The organism is Salinibacterium hongtaonis, from assembly GCF_003065485.1.
In the GTDB taxonomy this organism is placed as follows: domain Bacteria; phylum Actinomycetota; class Actinomycetes; order Actinomycetales; family Microbacteriaceae; genus Homoserinimonas; species Homoserinimonas hongtaonis.
Genome location: NZ_CP026951.1, coordinates 22,629 through 36,751, shown reverse-complemented (window position 1 = coordinate 36,751; position 14,123 = coordinate 22,629). Strand labels below are relative to the sequence as shown.

Sequence of the window (14,123 nt, the reverse complement as noted above, 5' to 3'; positions counted from 1 at the left end):
TCTGGTTTTTACTCTCGGCCTCCCGCCACAATATGGGCATGTCCATGCCGAGCCTCGCCCAGCCCACATTCGCCCCGCCCTGCGGCCCGGTCGTCGGCTGGGTCGACGTCGATGTCGCTCGCGCCACCGGCATCCCCTACGCGCATGCCGATCGGTTCGAGGCTCCCGTCGCCGCGACCGACTGGACCGAGCCGCACGATGCCACCACCTGGTCGCCGTCCTGCCCCCAACAACCGGTGCCCTTTCTCGCCGAGGTCCTCGGCAGCACCGCAGCGACGATTCCCCCCAACGAGCACTGCCAGAACCTCTCCGTGACCATGCCGCTCGACCTCGCCCCCGATGAGCGGGTGCCCGTCATGGTGTGGATCCACGGCGGGTCCTACTCATCGGGAGCCGGGGATGTGCCGATCATGGACCCGCGCGCCCTCGTGCGCGATCACCGAGTGGTCGTGGTGACCGTGACCTACCGCCTCGCAACGTTCGGCTTTGTCGGCGGCATCGATGGCCGGCCCGCCAATCTGGGTCTGCTCGACCAGATTGAGGCGTTCCGCTGGGTCAAACGCAACATTGCGGCCTTTGGCGGCGATCCCGAGCGGGTGACGGCCTTTGGCCAGTCGGCGGGAGCCGACGCGATCGCCCACATCATGGCCACCCCGGATGCTGCTTCGCTGTTCTCGCGGGCCATCATCCAGAGCCCCCCGCTCGGCCTTGCCCGCGGCCGCGCCAAGATGGCCGCGGCGATGGCGGAGGCAACGTCGTCCTTTACCCCCGAGATGACGGCCGCAGATATTGTGGCCAAGCAACCAGACATCGTTGCGGCAGGAACCGGCTTCGGCCTCGTGAGCTCGATGCCCTACGGAATCCAATATGGCCACGACCCGCTGCCCTCCGAGGAGGGCGTCAATGACGCGTGGAGTGCCGTGGCCAAAGACATCGACGTGCTTATCGGCAGCACCGCGGAGGAGGCTCGGCTCTTTACTCCCCGCCTGGAGGGTTTGCAGAAGTGGATTTCGCTGCGCGGGGTGGGCCCGGCCATCCACCGTTTGGTTGTGAGCGCCCTCACCAAGTCGATGTACACCCGCGCCATCTCCGATTTTGCGAAACGGTATGCGCGGGCGGGTGGCACCATCCACAGCTATGTGATTTCGTGGTCGGCACCCGGCAACCAGTATGGTTCGGCTCACACGATTGACCTGCCGCTGCTCTTTGGCGACGAGCAGAGCTGGAAGGCGGCAACCCTGCTCACAGGGGCCACCTGGCCCGAGATCGATGCCCATGCCCGCACAGTGCGCGCCCTCTGGTCGAGCTTCGCCCACGGCGAGCGCCTGCCCGACAGCGGCAGCATCCCGGGAGTGCTCACCTACCGCAAGGCCTAGGTCGGAGCCTCGGCCCGGTCGGCACCGACTACGCTCGATCTGTGCGTCTCGTTATTGCCCGCTGCTCCGTAGATTATGCGGGCCGCCTCAGCGCCCATCTGCCCCTTGCGACCCGTCTTCTGCTGCTCAAAGCAGACGGCAGCGTGCTCGTGCACTCCGATTCGTTGAGCTACAAGCCGCTCAACTGGATGAGCCCGCCGTGCAGCGTGAGCGCCGTCGAGCCAGAACCGGAGCAGTCGGATGCCGGGGTCACCGAAATCTGGAAGGTCACCCAGGCGAAGACCGCCGACCTGCTGCTCATCTCGATCCACGAGATCCTGCATGACAGCACCCACGAGCTCGGCATCGATCCGGGGCTTCAGAAGGACGGCGTCGAGGCGCATCTGCAGAAGCTTCTCGCCGAGCAGATCGAAACCCTCGGCGACGGCTATCGACTGGTGCGCAGGGAGTACATGACCGCAATCGGCCCCGTCGACATTCTCGCCAACGACGAGAGCGGCGCAAGCGTTGCCGTAGAGATCAAACGGCGCGGCGACATCGACGGCGTGGAGCAACTGACCCGCTATCTCGAGCTGATGAACCGCGACCCTCGCATTGCGCCCGTCGCTGGCGTCTTCGCCGCCCAGGAGATCAAGCCGCAGGCGCGCACCCTTGCCGAAGACCGCGGCATCCGCTGCGTTGTGCTCGACTATGACGCGATGCGCGGCATGGATGACAGCCACCTGCGACTCTTCTAGCCTCCGCCACTGTTAGCCCCCCCCCCCGAAAGAAGCATTCATGGCACACCACGTCGTTCTCTACCGTTACACCGACGACGTAACCGCGCGCGATGACGCCCGCGCCGATCACCGCAGCTACCTCTCGACCCTGCTCGATTCCGGCGAGCTGCTCGTGAGTGGCCCGACTAACGGCTCAGACGGAGTCGGCGCGATGCTCATTGTGAATGCGGAATCTGCCGACCGCGTCGCGGAGCTTCTCGACGTCGACCCCTTTGCCACGCGCGGAGTCATCGCCGAGCGCACAATCCTCGAATACACGGTCGTTTTCGGCTCCGTCGGCTAAAGACAGAGCCCGGCGCTATTCCTCTCCGCGGTACGTGCCTATGCTCCACGCATTGCCCTCGGGGTCCGCGCACGCAAACTCCCGGTTGGCATACGACGTCTCGTCGTGAAGCTCGCGCAGAATCATCCAGCCTTCTGCCGTGACTCTCTCGTAGATAGCGTCGGGGTCGTCGGTGACAAGGTAGGCCGTGGAGGTGCCGGGCTCGCCCGCAAGCCCTGACCAGCGGCCTCCACCCTTGTCGGTGCCGATCATGATGCCTCCGCCCGGCGGCCACAGCAGCTCTGCGTGTTCGACACTGCCATCCGATGCCCGGTGGTCGACGTGTTCGTCAAAGCCGAGAACCCGCACAAGGTAGTCGATTGCCGCCGCCGCGTCTGTGTAGTTGATGGTGATCCAGGCTCCGATGCCTGTGACTTCTGTCATGGCGCACCTCCACGCCTAGGCTAAGCCTGGTGAGCACTCAGTGGACCTGCATTCTTTTTGACCTTGACGGCACGATCTCAGACTCGGCGCCGGGAATAACCGCTTCGCTCGGTTACATGTTTGAAAAGATGGGCATGCCCGTGCCATCGCCCGCAGAGCTTCTCGACTATGTCGGCCCGCCGATTCTCGACTCTTTCAGGGATATGGCCGGTATGGATGCCGTGGAGTCCGCCCAGGCGTTAGCCATCTATCGCCGTCACTACCTGGATAACAGCGCCCATTCCAGCCCGATCTTCGAGGGCATCGCGCCTGTGCTGCGCACCCTCCATGACGCGGGGGTTCCGCTGTCGCTGGCGACCTCAAAGCCCGAGTTTCCGGCCTCCGTGATTCTCGACAATGCCAACCTCACGCAGTACTTTCGCGTGCTTGCCGGCTCATCCATCGACGAGATCCGCAGCACCAAGAAAGACGTTATCGCCGAGGCGTTGACCCGCTTCGGCATGATCGGCGTCGACACGAGCAATCCCGTGATGGTGGGCGACCGCAAGTACGACGTCGAGGGCGCTGCTGCTCACGGCATCCCCACGATCTTTGCCGACTGGGGCTACGGCACGATCGATGAGCAGGAGGATGCCCTGGCCGTGCTCGAGCACCCGAGTGACCTCATGCCGCTGCTTCTGCCCTAGCTTCGCAGGCAACGCCCCTGGTGGGATTCTGGTGCGGCGACTACCGTCTGGCTCGACACCGTTTGCCACTGTCACAGGCCCAGCCAGTGATTTCCGAGTGCGGATGCGAGGCTGACCATGGCGGCACTGTTCCCCACCCTCGCGGGGTACCAGCGGTCGTGGCTGGGGCGCGACCTGCTGGCCGGGTTCTCTGCCGGGGCCGTGGTGATCCCCCAGGCGATGGCCTATGCCACGGTCGCAGATCTACCGGTGCAGGTGGGGCTCTACACCTGCATCGTGCCGATGTTCGTCTATGCGCTGCTGGGCGGGTCCCACGCGATGAGCGTCTCGACCACTTCAACGATTGCCACCCTGACGGCAACCACTCTCGTCTCGGCCGGGGTCACCTCCCACTCCGACAACATCCCGCGCGACCTCGTCACCTTGAGCATGCTCGTGGGGGTGATCCTCCTCATCGCTCGCCTGCTGCGGCTTGGGTCCGTGGTTGAGGTCATTAGCAGGCCGACTCTGATCGGCCTGCAGGCTGCTGTGGGAGTGACGGTGGCCACAGGACAACTGCCCAAGCTCCTTGGCGAAGACACCGAGGAGTCTGGCCACGGGTTCATTCGGTCACTCGCCGCAGCCATCGAGGCGGTCCCGCAGGCAAACCTGGCAACGATTTTGCTCTCCGCAGGGTCCTTGGCGGCGCTCTTTCTTTTCAAACGGTTCATCCCGGCCGCTCCAGCGCCCCTGATCGTGGCCGCCGGCGGCATCATCCTCGTTGCCGTTGGTGTGTTCTCTGGCCTGGGGGTCACCGTGCTGAAGCCACTTGGTCAGGTGGTCCCCACACTGACCCTGCCCACGTTCGACCACGTGCTCCAGCTCCTGCCCGGCGCTTTCGCCATCGCGGTGCTTGCTTTCGTCGAAACGAGCGCGGTCGGCCGCAGCATCCGCGAGCCTGGAGAGCGTCCACTCGATAGCAATCGGGAGCTTCTTGCGACGGCCGGTGCCAGCCTGCTCGGCGGACTCTTTCAATCGCTTCCGGCGGCTGGCGGCTTCTCGCAGAGCGCCGTCAACAAGAATGCCGGTGCCCGCTCACAGGTCTCCGCGATCGTTACCGTGGCGCTTGCCCTGCTTGTCGGGCTCTTTCTCGGCTCCCTGATCGGCCTGTTACCCCAAGCAACCCTCGCCTCACTGGTGTTCTTTGCCATGCTCGGCCTCATCGACGTTCGCACGCTCGCTCATCTGTGGCACGTCAGTCGGCGCGACTTCTGGGTAGCCATGGTCACGCTGGCGATCGGTCTTGCCTTCGGGCTCCTCAGCGCAGTCGCGGCCGGCGTTGTCTTTACGCTGCTTCTGCTGCTCACCGAGCTCAGCAAGCCACGAGTCGCCAGCAGCACCGACAGCGAGGCGCAGGTCACCATCACGCTGCTGGAGCCGCTCTACACGGCCAATGTGCGCGCAACGGAGCAGGCCATTCTTGACGAGGTGGATGCTCGGCCGGGAGTGCGCATCGTGATTCTCGACCTTGAGGTGCTTCAGGAGATATCGATCGCAGTGCTCGACGGCTTTGAAGATTTGGATCACGAGCTGTCGGGCCGCGGCGTGGAGCTTCGGCTCAGGAGCATGCCCCGACACGTCGTCCGGGTTGCGGCACGCACCGAGTGGTACGCGCGCCTGGCCCGTGCCGGGAGGGTGATTCCCTAGGCGACCTGGTCGGGGCAGTGAACCTTGGTGGGGCGACCCTCTCGGCGTTCGACCTCGTGCAGGGACATCGGCTTGCCGCAGAGCGGGCACGGACTACCTGTGGTGGGGGGCAGCGGAGCCTCGCCATAGGGCCCGAGGGGCGGGGCGCCGATGTAGCGGCGAAGCTTGCGGTTGAGCCGGTCGATGGCCTCTGAATATCCCACGGGGCCCCTTTCTTAGTCCACTAATCATACGCCCACTAAGTGCGATAACCTGTCTCCGTGTCCGATGATCCGCTCGCCCTCGACCGCCAGGTCTGCTTCGCCCTCGCCGCTACGTCTCGCAGCATCGTCGGCATCTACCGGCCTGTTCTCGAACCCCTCGGGCTCACACACCCTCAATATCTCGTCATGCTGGCCCTGTGGGAGCGCAGCCCCCGCACCCTCACCGATCTGGGGCAGACACTGCTGCTCGAATCGGCCACCCTCTCCCCGCTGCTCAAGCGCCTTGAATCCGCTGGGCTCATTACCCGCGCCCGCAGTCTCGACGACGAACGTGCCCTCGCAGTGAGCCTCACCCCCGCCGGCACCGCACTCAGGGACAGGGCAGAAGCCGTGCCGGGCCAAATCGTAGAGCGACTCGGCCTGCCCGTCAGCGACCTCGAGCGGCTGAGGGATGCCCTCACCATCGTGCTCACCGCGGCGAGCGCACCGCAGGCCACCGCACAGTAGCTGGCGGTTACTGCGCTCGCATGTGCCCTCTACTGCGCGAGCGACTCCATCGCCGCCGCGAAGGCGCCGGGCGCCCGAACCGCAACGGGAACCAGACCGCGCCGCATCCCTGACCCCGCCACGGCCGACAGGCTCGCCGTCATGGGGTGGAACTGACGTCGAAGCCTGCGCCACTCGCGTTCGTATTCGGCCGGCGCGGCACGAACGACCGCCTCCACCGCGGCCCTGGCATTATCGAAGCCCAGCCGGAGCCCTGCAGCAGTGAGCGCATCCACGTGACCCGAAGCATCCCCCACCAGCAGGATGCGCCCGGAGGTCCGAGCGATGGTGCGTCGGCGGAACGGGCCAGCCCCCCGCGGGTCGGTGATCGGCGTCGCCGTCGTCAGCCGCTCCGCGAGAGCGGGAACGCTCCTCACCGTTTCGGCAAAACCAACCCCTCGCGGCCCCATCACGGTCACGGTCACGAGGTAGGGTGCGACGGGAGTCACGGCAACCTCAGCCACTTCGCCAAAGTGCACTTCGGCCAGGTCATTCCACGGCTCGATCACGAAGTGCCTGCGCATTCCATAACGAGGTGCCCCTGCGATCCCCGTTACTCGAGTGTTGCCAGCGAGTCCCGAGAGCCGGGCGGTCGCCGATCGCAACCCATCGCAGCCCAAAAGCCATTTGGCGCGGATGCTGTAACCAAGGTCATTTACGGCCGTCACACCGTGGGCATCCTGATGCAGCCCTGTCAGACGGCCGTGATCGCGCTCGATGCCGAGCTCATGCATTCGTGTCACAAGGAGGTGGTGGAGCTCGGGCCTCCTAATTCCCATGGCCTGGCTTCGCGCGAACTCATGCTCGGCTCCCTGGGAATATGCCCCCGTGCCGTAGTAGCCGATGCCCCGCAGCGGCATTCCCTCTGGCACGACGCCGAGGCGCTCCAGCAGAGGCAGGCAGCCCGGCAGAAGCAGTTCTCCACAGGCCTTGTCGATCGGGAATGACCGCGGTTCCATGACGACGGCGGTGAGACCAGCCAGTCGAGCGTCGATGGCTGCGGCGATGCCGACGGGCCCGCCGCCCACGATCAGAACGTCGGTGTCAATCATGCGCCACCCCCATCATGAGGCCAGCATCTTCAGCGCATTCTTCTCCACCGGCAGTCGATAGCCGAGCAGTAGCACTGCGTTGAGCAGCGTGAAGACGATGGCGGTGATCCAGGCGGTATGCACGAGAGGTAAGGCAAACCCTTCAACGACGACGGCGAGATAGTTGGGGTGGTTCATCAGGCGGTAGGGGCCAGCATCGATGCGGCGAGAACCCGGAACCACGATGACTCGAGTGTTCCACTGGCGGCGCAGAGTCACAATGCACCAATATCTCAGGCCCTGACTCAGTATTACGAGCACGAGCATGCTCCAGCCCAGCACAGGGATGAATGGGCGGTCGAGAAGCCACACTTCGGCGAGACAAGCGGCGAGCAGGCCTGTGTGCAGGGCAACCATCCATCCGAAGTGGCTTCGCCCGAATTCCACTCCGCCGTGCGCAAAGGCGAAACTGGCGTTGCGCCGAGAGATGACGAGTTCGACGAGCCTCTCGATTCCCGTCGCAACAATGAGAACCGTGTACGCGATCATGACCACTCCAGCAGTACGAATTCGGCGCTGACCCCCGGGCCCAGGGCAAAGAGGAGCCCGCTCTCACCTTGCTCGCCGCCGCCCTCGATCACATCCGCGAGCACGTGGAGCACGGCGGCAGACGAGAGATTGCCGGCGCGCTCAAGGGTCGCCCAGCTGCGCGCGAACGATTCGGGCGGAACCTCTAACGCCGAGGAGAAGGCCTCCAAGATCTTGGGGCCGCCGGGATGCGCCACCCAGTGATCGATATCCGAGACGGCGAGCGAGTGACCCGCGAGAAAGCCCGTCACATCGCGCAGAAAGTTGATGTTGATGACCTCGGCAACACCGGGCGTGAGCACGATCTCGAAGCCGCCCCCATTAATGTTCCACCCGATCACATTGTGGGTTTCGGCATAGTAGGCACTGCGGCTATCGACGACCGTGATTCCTGGCTCTGGCCGCGCCTCTCCCACCATGACCACGGCGGCGGCCCCGTCACCGAATAGCCCGGTCGCGACAAAGTTCGCCATGGTCGCGTCACCCCTTTGCAGGGTGAGTGAACACAGTTCGAGGCTTATGAGAAGCCCGACCCCTAGCGGATGCCCGGCCAGGTAATCATCGATGCGCGCGATTCCCGAAGCCCCGGCTACGCATCCGAGGCCGAACGAGGGCACCCGTTTCACATCGGGCCTGAACCCCATGCGATGCACGAGGATGCCGTCGATGGACGGCGCCGCGACCCCGGTCACCGAGGTGAAGAAGATGTAGTCGACGTCGGCCGCTCTGAGCCCCGCACCGTCAAGGGCCGCGAGCACCGCTTTCTCGGCAAGCAGGGTGCCCTGCTCGATGAAGATCGAGTTTGCCTCCCCAAAGTCGGCAATCTCGGCGTAGCGTTCGAGGGGCAGAACGGTATGTCGGGTGCCGATGCCACTGGCCGAGTGAAGTCGGTGAATGACGGCGTGATGCTGGGGAGCCGCGGTGAACAGATTCGTCAGTTCCGTGGTGATGTGGGCCTGGGAATATGAGTTCTCAGGCAAAACCGGCGCGACGGAGACAATTCGGGACATGCGCGCAAAGCTAATACCGCCGGTACGCCCACATTCGTGTCAACCTGCCAGCGGGCCGCAGTTCCCGACGCTGAGTATTGGGCGTAACATATGGGGCGGTGAGCCGGGAAGTCTGGTCGGCATTTCTTTGTCGACCTCCCGAGCTGGAGCATTATGAACAACTCTCCCGTACGCCCTCGCCTGCTCTCCCGCGGCCGCTACTCAGAAGCCGTGCGCATCGGCGAGATCCTGCGTCGAGAGACGGTCGGCGGCGCAATTCTTGTCGTGGCCGCGGTGGTCGCGCTGATCTGGGCCAACTCCCCTGCAGCGGATTCCTATTTTGTGCTGCGCGATTTTCGTTTCGGCTACGAGCCCTGGCACCTCGATCTCAGTCTCGGTCAGTGGGCAAGCGATGGCCTTCTGGCGATCTTCTTCTTTCTCGTCGGCCTTGAACTCAAACGGGAGTTTGTCGCCGGGGATCTGCGCAATCCATCGAAAGCACTGGTTCCCGTTGCGGCGGCATTCGGTGGCGTGGCCGTTCCCGCGCTCATCTATGTAGCCATCAACTGGGGCAACGCAGAATCGCTGCGCGGGTGGGCAACTCCAGCGGCGACCGACATCGCTTTCGCGGTGGCAGTTCTCGCCATCATCGGTTCGAGCCTGCCCACGGCCCTTCGACTCTTTTTGCTCACGTTGGCCGTGGTCGATGATTTGATCGCCATCGCCATCATTGCCATCGCCTACACCGAGCAGATCCAGATCGTTCCGCTTCTGCTGTGCCTCATTCCTTTCTTCGTCTACCTGGTGCTGGCCCAGGTATTCCGCGACGCGTTCGCCCGACACCGATGGATGGCGTGGGTCATTCTGCTGCCGATCGGCGCGGTCATGTGGGCGCTCCTGCACGCCTCAGGCATCCATGCCACGATCGCGGGCGTAGCGCTCGGATTTGCAGTGCCCGTCCTCCACAAGGCCGGCGCCCACGGTGCTGCGGAGCAAGGTCCCGGGCTCGCCGAGCAGTTCGAGCATCGATTCCGCCCCCTCTCGTCGGGCTTCGCGGTTCCCGTGTTCGCCTTCTTCGCCGCAGGGGTCGCGATCGGCGGGCTTGAGGGGTTCACGGCGTCGCTGTCAGACACCATCACGATCGGCATCATCGTGGCCCTCGTCGTGGGCAAGCCCATCGGCATCCTGGGGACCACATGGCTGCTCTCCAAGCTCACCCGGGCCAAGCTCGACGAGTCGCTCCGCTGGATCGACTTGCTCGGCGTCGGCCTGCTCGCGGGAATCGGCTTCACCGTCTCGCTGCTCATTGCCGAGCTGAGCTTCGGGCACGGCGTGCTCAACGATCACGCCAAGGTGGGCATTCTCTGCGCCTCGCTCCTCGCGGCCCTTCTCGGCGCCATCGTGCTCATCGCCCGCAACCGCCACTACAAGGCCATTGCCGCAGAAGACCTGATCGACGAGAACGCCGACGGAATCCCCGACAGCTACCAGAGGGGCGAGTAGCGGCCCAGCCGCACTGACGCGGTTAGCGGGAGCGTGCGGCCTCGGCGAGGTACTGCAGCGCAAAGACATAGCCGAGCGTTCCCGCACCGGCGATCACGGCTGCCGCGACATCGGAGAGGTAGGAGTGATGCCTAAACGCCTCTCTGGCGTGGACGTTGGTGATGTGAACCTCAACCATGGGCACCTCGGCGGCCGAAACCGCATCACGAATGGCCACTGAGGTGTGCGTGTACGCTCCCGCGTTCAACACGATTCCAGAGGCACGGCCGCGGGCCGCCTGAATGGTGTCAACCAAAACACCTTCGTGGTTGCTCTGAACGAACTCCACGGTCACCCCGAGGTCGGCGGCGGCGGCGGCCACCTTAGCTTCGACATCCAGCAGGGTCTCGCTGCCGTACTTGGCGGGCTCGCGAGTGCCCAGCATGTTGAGATTCGGCCCGTTGAGCACGAGGATGATGGGCTGTTCTGCAGACATCGGAACTCTTTCGACGTGGTCTGATGTGGGTGAAGCGTTGCGCTTCTACGTCCCAGTCTGGCGCACGTCGGTGAGCGCCGCGACGATCGCATCTCCAGCGAGAGCCCGGTAGTGCTCGTGGCGCACGTCGTCGAGAAGGTCTCGGCCGAAAAGGGCGCGAAATGTATATCGGTTGGCCACGTGAAAGATCGCATAGGAGCTGATCATCATGTGGGCGTCGAGTGCGTCGACGTCGGCGCGGAAGAGGCCCGCCTCCACCCCCAGTTTTAGGATGCGCTCAAGGGTGTCGATCGCCGTCGAATTGAGCTCATGGATCACCGCGGAGCGGGTGATGTGCTCCGCCCTGTGCACGTTCTCGATCGCGACGAGCCGCACAAAATTGGGGTGCGACGTGTGGTGATCGTAGGTGTGCTCGGCCAGGGCACGCAGGGCGTCGACGGGGCCGAGTCCTTCGATATCCAACTCTCGCTCGAGGGTGCGGATGCCGGTGTAGGCGTTCTCCATCACCGCAAGGTAGAGGCCCTCTTTCGAGCCGAAGTAGTAGTAGATCATCCGCTTCGTGGTGCGGGTGCGGGCGGCAATATCGTCAATGCGCGCGCCCGTATAGCCCTCGGCCGCAAACTCGGCGGTCGCGACGGTGAGGATGTCCTCCCGCGTACGTTCCGGGTCGCGACGGCGAGCATCGGGGGTTGCTTCGGTGGTGGCGAGAGTTGCATCGCCCAGGTGAGTTGTCACAGTTCTCTCACTTAATCAGAAAGCGAGGACCTGCGCCACGGGCAAGGTACCCCGCAAACGAGAAACGGCTGAACCCCCGTCTCCGGGGGTTCAGCCGTGTGCGATGTCCTGCGACATCACCTGTGTGCGCGAGGGGGGACTCGAACCCCCACACCCTTGCGAGTACTGGCACCTGAAGCCAGCGCGTCTACCATTCCGCCACTCGCGCAGACTCAGCGAGATTATCACAATGCGCAGCACTCTCTTTGCGGTCACTCCCGCCACGACCCCAGCCAATACGGATAACATCGTCAATGCCAGGGCGGCGGTATGCATCATTTGTTGCGAAGGAATATAACCAGTGGGACTTCTGGATAGCTTTGAACGGGGGCTCGAGCGCGCTGTCAACGGCGCGTTCGCTCGAACGTTCAAAAGCGGGGTCCAACCCGTTGAGATCACGAGCGCCCTCAAGCGTGAACTCGACACCAATGCTGCAATCGTTTCGCGTGACCGCATCCTGGTACCCAACACGTTCGTCGTGCGCTTGTCACCTGCCGATCATGCACGCATGACGTCCATCGGGCCAGCTCTCATTGATGAACTCACGAGCCTTGTGCAGCAGCACGCAACCGCCCAGAACTACCAGTTCGCTGGCGGCATCTCCATCACTTTCGCCAAGGATCCCTCCCTCACCGAGGGAATCATCAACGTCGATTCCACCAACGTCAAGGGCGCGGTCACCTGGACGCCCGTGCTCGATATCAATGGCAAGCGGTACCCGATCACGCGCTCCCGCACCGTGATTGGCCGGGGCAGCGATGCGGATATCACGGTGGATGACAGCAGCATTTCGCGAAAGCACGTCGAGATTCTGTGGGATGGTTCTCGCGCCCAGGTTAACGATCTGGGTTCGACGAACGGCTCAGAACTCAACGGAAATCGCGTGTCGAAAGCTCCTCTGTCGCCCGACTCCGTGATTTCTATCGGCAGAACCCGTATCGTTTTCCGCGTGCTTGCTCAAGCAGCACCGAGCGGGCCCGCCGATGGGCGTGCAGACGAGCAACGAGGACGGTAGATGAGCGAGCTGACGTTGCTCCTGTTGAGGTTGGGCTTTCTGCTCATCCTCTGGGCCTTCGTCTTCGCCGTGGTCTATGCCCTTCGGTCCGATCTCTTTGGTGACCGGGTCCGTCGACTCCCCGCGGGTCAGGCCGCAACCAACAGCTTCGACTCCTCGCCTTTGGCAGCGGCACCAGCAGCGGCCGCTTCTCCCCGACCCACCGCAGCACCGAGCGGTGCACCCACTGGCACTCCTAAGCGGCTCGTCATCACCTCGGGCGCCAAGGCGGGCCTTGAGCTCCACCTCGGCAACGAGCCCCTCACGATCGGTCGATCGTCGGACAGCGGCCTTGTGATCCGAGACGACTACACGTCGACCCACCACGCCCGTCTCATGTTGTGGGGGGACGACTGGGTCATCCAAGATCTCGATTCCACCAACGGCACGTTTCTTGAAGGAAAGCGTGTGACCACCCCCACCCCGGTGCCGGTTGGCGCGTCGGTCAAGATCGGCACAACGACATTCGAGTTGCGGCGGTAGGCGTGTCAACGACCGTCAAGAGCGCCGCCGTGTCTCACGTCGGCAAGATCCGGGCCAATAACCAGGATTCCGGCTACGCGGGTCGGCAACTGTTTGTCGTCGCGGACGGCATGGGCGGCCACGCCGGTGGCGACATCGCCTCGGCAATCGCGGTCAAACGCATCATGGAGGCCGACCGTCCGTTCACCTCGGCCCACGATGCTGAGTTCGCCCTGCAGTCGGCTCTTGTGGCCGCAAACTCGCTCATCGCCGAAACCGTGTTCGACCATCCCGAGCTCACGGGCATGGGCACGACCGTCACGGCCATCGTGCGCGTGGGCAATCAGCTCGCCCTCGCCCATATCGGCGACTCTCGCCTCTACCTCTACCGCTCCGGCGTGCTCGAGCAGGTCACGGTTGACCACACCTTCGTTCAGCGACTCGTCGATAGCGGCCGCATCACGGCAGAAGAAGCCGCGGTACACCCCCGGCGATCGGTGCTGATGCGGGTGCTCGGCGATGTCGAAGCCTCTCCCGAGATCGATACCGCCGTCGTCGATATCGAACCCGGCGACCGCTGGATGCTGTGTTCCGACGGTCTCAGCAGCTACGTCACCGACGAGAAGATCGCCGCCGTTCTCTCGTCCGTCCCCTCGCCGCGGGATGCCGCCGAACGCCTCGTGCGCGAGAGTCTCGACCAGGGTGCACCCGATAACGTGACCGTGGTTATCGCCGACATCGATAAGACCGGAGATTCTGCCGCCAACCCACCCGTCCTGGTCGGTTCGGCCGCGCTGCCCCTCGAGTTCGCAGCCGACCCGTCTCGCAAGGCGCTTCGCCTGCCCACCCTGCTGTTGCATCCGCTCAAGGCCCTCCCAGAAGACAGCCACTTCGAGCCTGAATCCGATGAGTTCCTGCAGGAGCTCATCCGCGAAGATCGGCGCAGGGCCACCCGTCGCCGCGTGTCGTGGCTCGTTGCTGTTGGTCTCGTAATCGCCCTCATCGTCACGGGGCTCGTGGTCGGCTACCGCTGGACCCAGTCGCGGTACTACGTGGGCGCCAACGGCAACACCGTCGCCATATTCAAGGGCGTTCAGCAGAGCATCGGCCCGATCTCGCTCTCCGACGTCTATGAGGAGACAAGCATCCGCATCGATGACCTGTCGACCTTTGAGCAGCAGCGAGTACTCGACACAATTTCGGCCCCGAACCTTTCGTCGGCCCGCAGCATCATCTCGAGGTTGGAAGATGACAGCCCCTGACGC

17 protein-coding genes and 1 tRNA gene are annotated in these 14,123 nt (G+C 64.1%); 10 read left to right on the top strand and 8 right to left on the bottom strand.

Translation table 11 applies throughout. The features are described from left to right. Positions 1-38 precede the first annotated feature (38 nt). Genes C2138_RS00190 through C2138_RS00180 form a run of 3 tightly spaced genes read left to right on the top strand, consistent with a single transcriptional unit; the run spans position 39 to position 2,438 of the window. A complete protein-coding gene (locus C2138_RS00190) occupies positions 39-1,376 on the top strand; it encodes a carboxylesterase family protein (RefSeq protein WP_108518625.1) in 1,338 nt (445 codons plus the stop codon). Between the two features lie 41 nt (positions 1,377-1,417). Beyond that, positions 1,418-2,113, top strand: coding sequence for an endonuclease NucS (gene nucS, locus C2138_RS00185; protein ID WP_108514564.1), 696 nt, complete (start codon positions 1,418-1,420; stop codon positions 2,111-2,113). Positions 2,114-2,153: 40 nt separating this feature from the next. Then, positions 2,154-2,438 carry a YciI family protein gene (locus C2138_RS00180; RefSeq protein WP_108514562.1) on the top strand — a complete coding sequence of 95 codons (285 nt, stop codon included), beginning with the start codon at positions 2,154-2,156 and terminating at the stop codon, positions 2,436-2,438. 15 nt (positions 2,439-2,453) lie between these two features. On the opposite strand, the gene C2138_RS00175 is transcribed toward C2138_RS00180, so the two are convergent. After that, entirely contained in the window at positions 2,454-2,861 is a 408-nt protein-coding gene (locus tag C2138_RS00175) for a VOC family protein (protein WP_108514560.1), read from the bottom strand. A gap of 29 nt (positions 2,862-2,890) precedes the next feature. On the opposite strand from C2138_RS00175, the gene C2138_RS00170 reads away from it, so the two are divergent. Further along, complete coding sequence (locus tag C2138_RS00170) at positions 2,891-3,547, top strand: HAD hydrolase-like protein (RefSeq protein ID WP_108514559.1); 657 nt, start codon at positions 2,891-2,893, stop codon at positions 3,545-3,547. 117 nt (positions 3,548-3,664) lie between these two features. Next, positions 3,665-5,233, top strand: coding sequence for a SulP family inorganic anion transporter (locus C2138_RS00165; RefSeq protein WP_108514557.1), 1,569 nt, complete (start codon positions 3,665-3,667; stop codon positions 5,231-5,233). Here C2138_RS00165 and C2138_RS00160 read toward each other — a convergent pair. Continuing rightward, positions 5,230-5,436: a hypothetical protein gene (locus C2138_RS00160; RefSeq protein WP_108514555.1), complete on the bottom strand. Its 207-nt coding sequence runs from the start codon at positions 5,434-5,436 to the stop codon at positions 5,230-5,232. The two genes, C2138_RS00165 and C2138_RS00160, sit on opposite strands and share 4 nt — an antisense overlap. A gap of 57 nt (positions 5,437-5,493) precedes the next feature. Here C2138_RS00160 and C2138_RS00155 point away from each other — a divergent pair, with 57 nt between their 5' ends. Next, complete coding sequence (locus C2138_RS00155; protein WP_108514553.1) at positions 5,494-5,943, top strand: MarR family winged helix-turn-helix transcriptional regulator; 450 nt, start codon at positions 5,494-5,496, stop codon at positions 5,941-5,943. Between the two features lie 29 nt (positions 5,944-5,972). On the opposite strand, the gene C2138_RS00150 is transcribed toward C2138_RS00155, so the two are convergent. The 3 genes from C2138_RS00150 to C2138_RS00140 are packed head-to-tail and all read right to left on the bottom strand — an operon-like array spanning position 5,973 to position 8,611. After that, positions 5,973-7,034, bottom strand: a complete 1,062-nt coding sequence (locus tag C2138_RS00150; RefSeq protein WP_108514552.1) for an NAD(P)/FAD-dependent oxidoreductase — start codon at positions 7,032-7,034, stop codon at positions 5,973-5,975. 12 nt (positions 7,035-7,046) lie between these two features. Next, entirely contained in the window at positions 7,047-7,562 is a 516-nt protein-coding gene (locus C2138_RS00145; RefSeq protein ID WP_108514550.1) for an isoprenylcysteine carboxyl methyltransferase family protein, read from the bottom strand. Beyond that, positions 7,559-8,611 carry a type III polyketide synthase gene (locus C2138_RS00140; RefSeq protein WP_108514548.1) on the bottom strand — a complete coding sequence of 351 codons (1,053 nt, stop codon included), beginning with the start codon at positions 8,609-8,611 and terminating at the stop codon, positions 7,559-7,561. Before C2138_RS00140 ends, C2138_RS00145 begins: the two co-directional genes overlap by 4 nt. A 153-nt stretch (positions 8,612-8,764) precedes the next feature. On the opposite strand from C2138_RS00140, the gene nhaA reads away from it, so the two are divergent. Next, the gene (nhaA, locus tag C2138_RS00135; RefSeq protein ID WP_108514546.1) at positions 8,765-10,093 is read left to right on the top strand and encodes a Na+/H+ antiporter NhaA; all 1,329 of its coding nucleotides are present in this window, start codon (positions 8,765-8,767) and stop codon (positions 10,091-10,093) included. Between the two features lie 22 nt (positions 10,094-10,115). Here nhaA and aroQ read toward each other — a convergent pair whose 3' ends face one another. The 3 genes from aroQ to C2138_RS00120 all read right to left on the bottom strand — a co-directional run bounded on the left by aroQ (position 10,116) and on the right by C2138_RS00120 (position 11,511). Beyond that, positions 10,116-10,568: a type II 3-dehydroquinate dehydratase gene (gene aroQ, locus C2138_RS00130; protein WP_108514544.1), complete on the bottom strand. Its 453-nt coding sequence runs from the start codon at positions 10,566-10,568 to the stop codon at positions 10,116-10,118. Positions 10,569-10,613: 45 nt separating this feature from the next. Continuing rightward, positions 10,614-11,303, bottom strand: a complete 690-nt coding sequence (locus C2138_RS00125) for a TetR/AcrR family transcriptional regulator (RefSeq protein WP_241961131.1) — start codon at positions 11,301-11,303, stop codon at positions 10,614-10,616. 125 nt (positions 11,304-11,428) lie between these two features. Next, positions 11,429-11,511, bottom strand: a tRNA-Leu gene (locus C2138_RS00120). A gap of 132 nt (positions 11,512-11,643) precedes the next feature. Between C2138_RS00120 and C2138_RS00115 the strand changes: the two genes are divergently transcribed. Genes C2138_RS00115 through C2138_RS00105 form a run of 3 tightly spaced genes read left to right on the top strand, consistent with a single transcriptional unit; the run spans position 11,644 to position 14,120 of the window. Then, entirely contained in the window at positions 11,644-12,357 is a 714-nt protein-coding gene (locus C2138_RS00115; protein ID WP_108514543.1) for an FHA domain-containing protein, read from the top strand. After that, positions 12,358-12,879, top strand: coding sequence for an FHA domain-containing protein FhaB/FipA (locus tag C2138_RS00110; protein ID WP_108514541.1), 522 nt, complete (start codon positions 12,358-12,360; stop codon positions 12,877-12,879). Between the two features lie 2 nt (positions 12,880-12,881). After that, positions 12,882-14,120, top strand: a complete 1,239-nt coding sequence (locus C2138_RS00105; RefSeq protein ID WP_108514539.1) for a Stp1/IreP family PP2C-type Ser/Thr phosphatase — start codon at positions 12,882-12,884, stop codon at positions 14,118-14,120. The last annotated feature ends 3 nt before the right edge of the window (positions 14,121-14,123 follow it).

What these genes read in the sequence shown, in the direction of transcription:
- C2138_RS00190 (WP_108518625.1), top strand. Translation starts at nt 39, where the DNA reads ATGTCCATGCCGAGCCTCGCCCAGCCCACATTCGCCCCGCCCTGCGGC.
- C2138_RS00180 (WP_108514562.1), top strand. Translation starts at nt 2,154, where the DNA reads ATGGCACACCACGTCGTTCTCTACCGTTACACCGACGACGTAACCGCG.
- C2138_RS00175 (WP_108514560.1), bottom strand. Translation starts at nt 2,861, where the DNA reads ATGACAGAAGTCACAGGCATCGGAGCCTGGATCACCATCAACTACACA.
- C2138_RS00165 (WP_108514557.1), top strand. Translation starts at nt 3,665, where the DNA reads ATGGCGGCACTGTTCCCCACCCTCGCGGGGTACCAGCGGTCGTGGCTG.
- C2138_RS00150 (WP_108514552.1), bottom strand. Translation starts at nt 7,034, where the DNA reads ATGATTGACACCGACGTTCTGATCGTGGGCGGCGGGCCCGTCGGCATC.
- C2138_RS00145 (WP_108514550.1), bottom strand. Translation starts at nt 7,562, where the DNA reads ATGATCGCGTACACGGTTCTCATTGTTGCGACGGGAATCGAGAGGCTC.
- C2138_RS00140 (WP_108514548.1), bottom strand. Translation starts at nt 8,611, where the DNA reads ATGTCCCGAATTGTCTCCGTCGCGCCGGTTTTGCCTGAGAACTCATAT.
- nhaA (WP_108514546.1), top strand. Translation starts at nt 8,765, where the DNA reads ATGAACAACTCTCCCGTACGCCCTCGCCTGCTCTCCCGCGGCCGCTAC.
- aroQ (WP_108514544.1), bottom strand. Translation starts at nt 10,568, where the DNA reads ATGTCTGCAGAACAGCCCATCATCCTCGTGCTCAACGGGCCGAATCTC.
- C2138_RS00110 (WP_108514541.1), top strand. Translation starts at nt 12,358, where the DNA reads ATGAGCGAGCTGACGTTGCTCCTGTTGAGGTTGGGCTTTCTGCTCATC.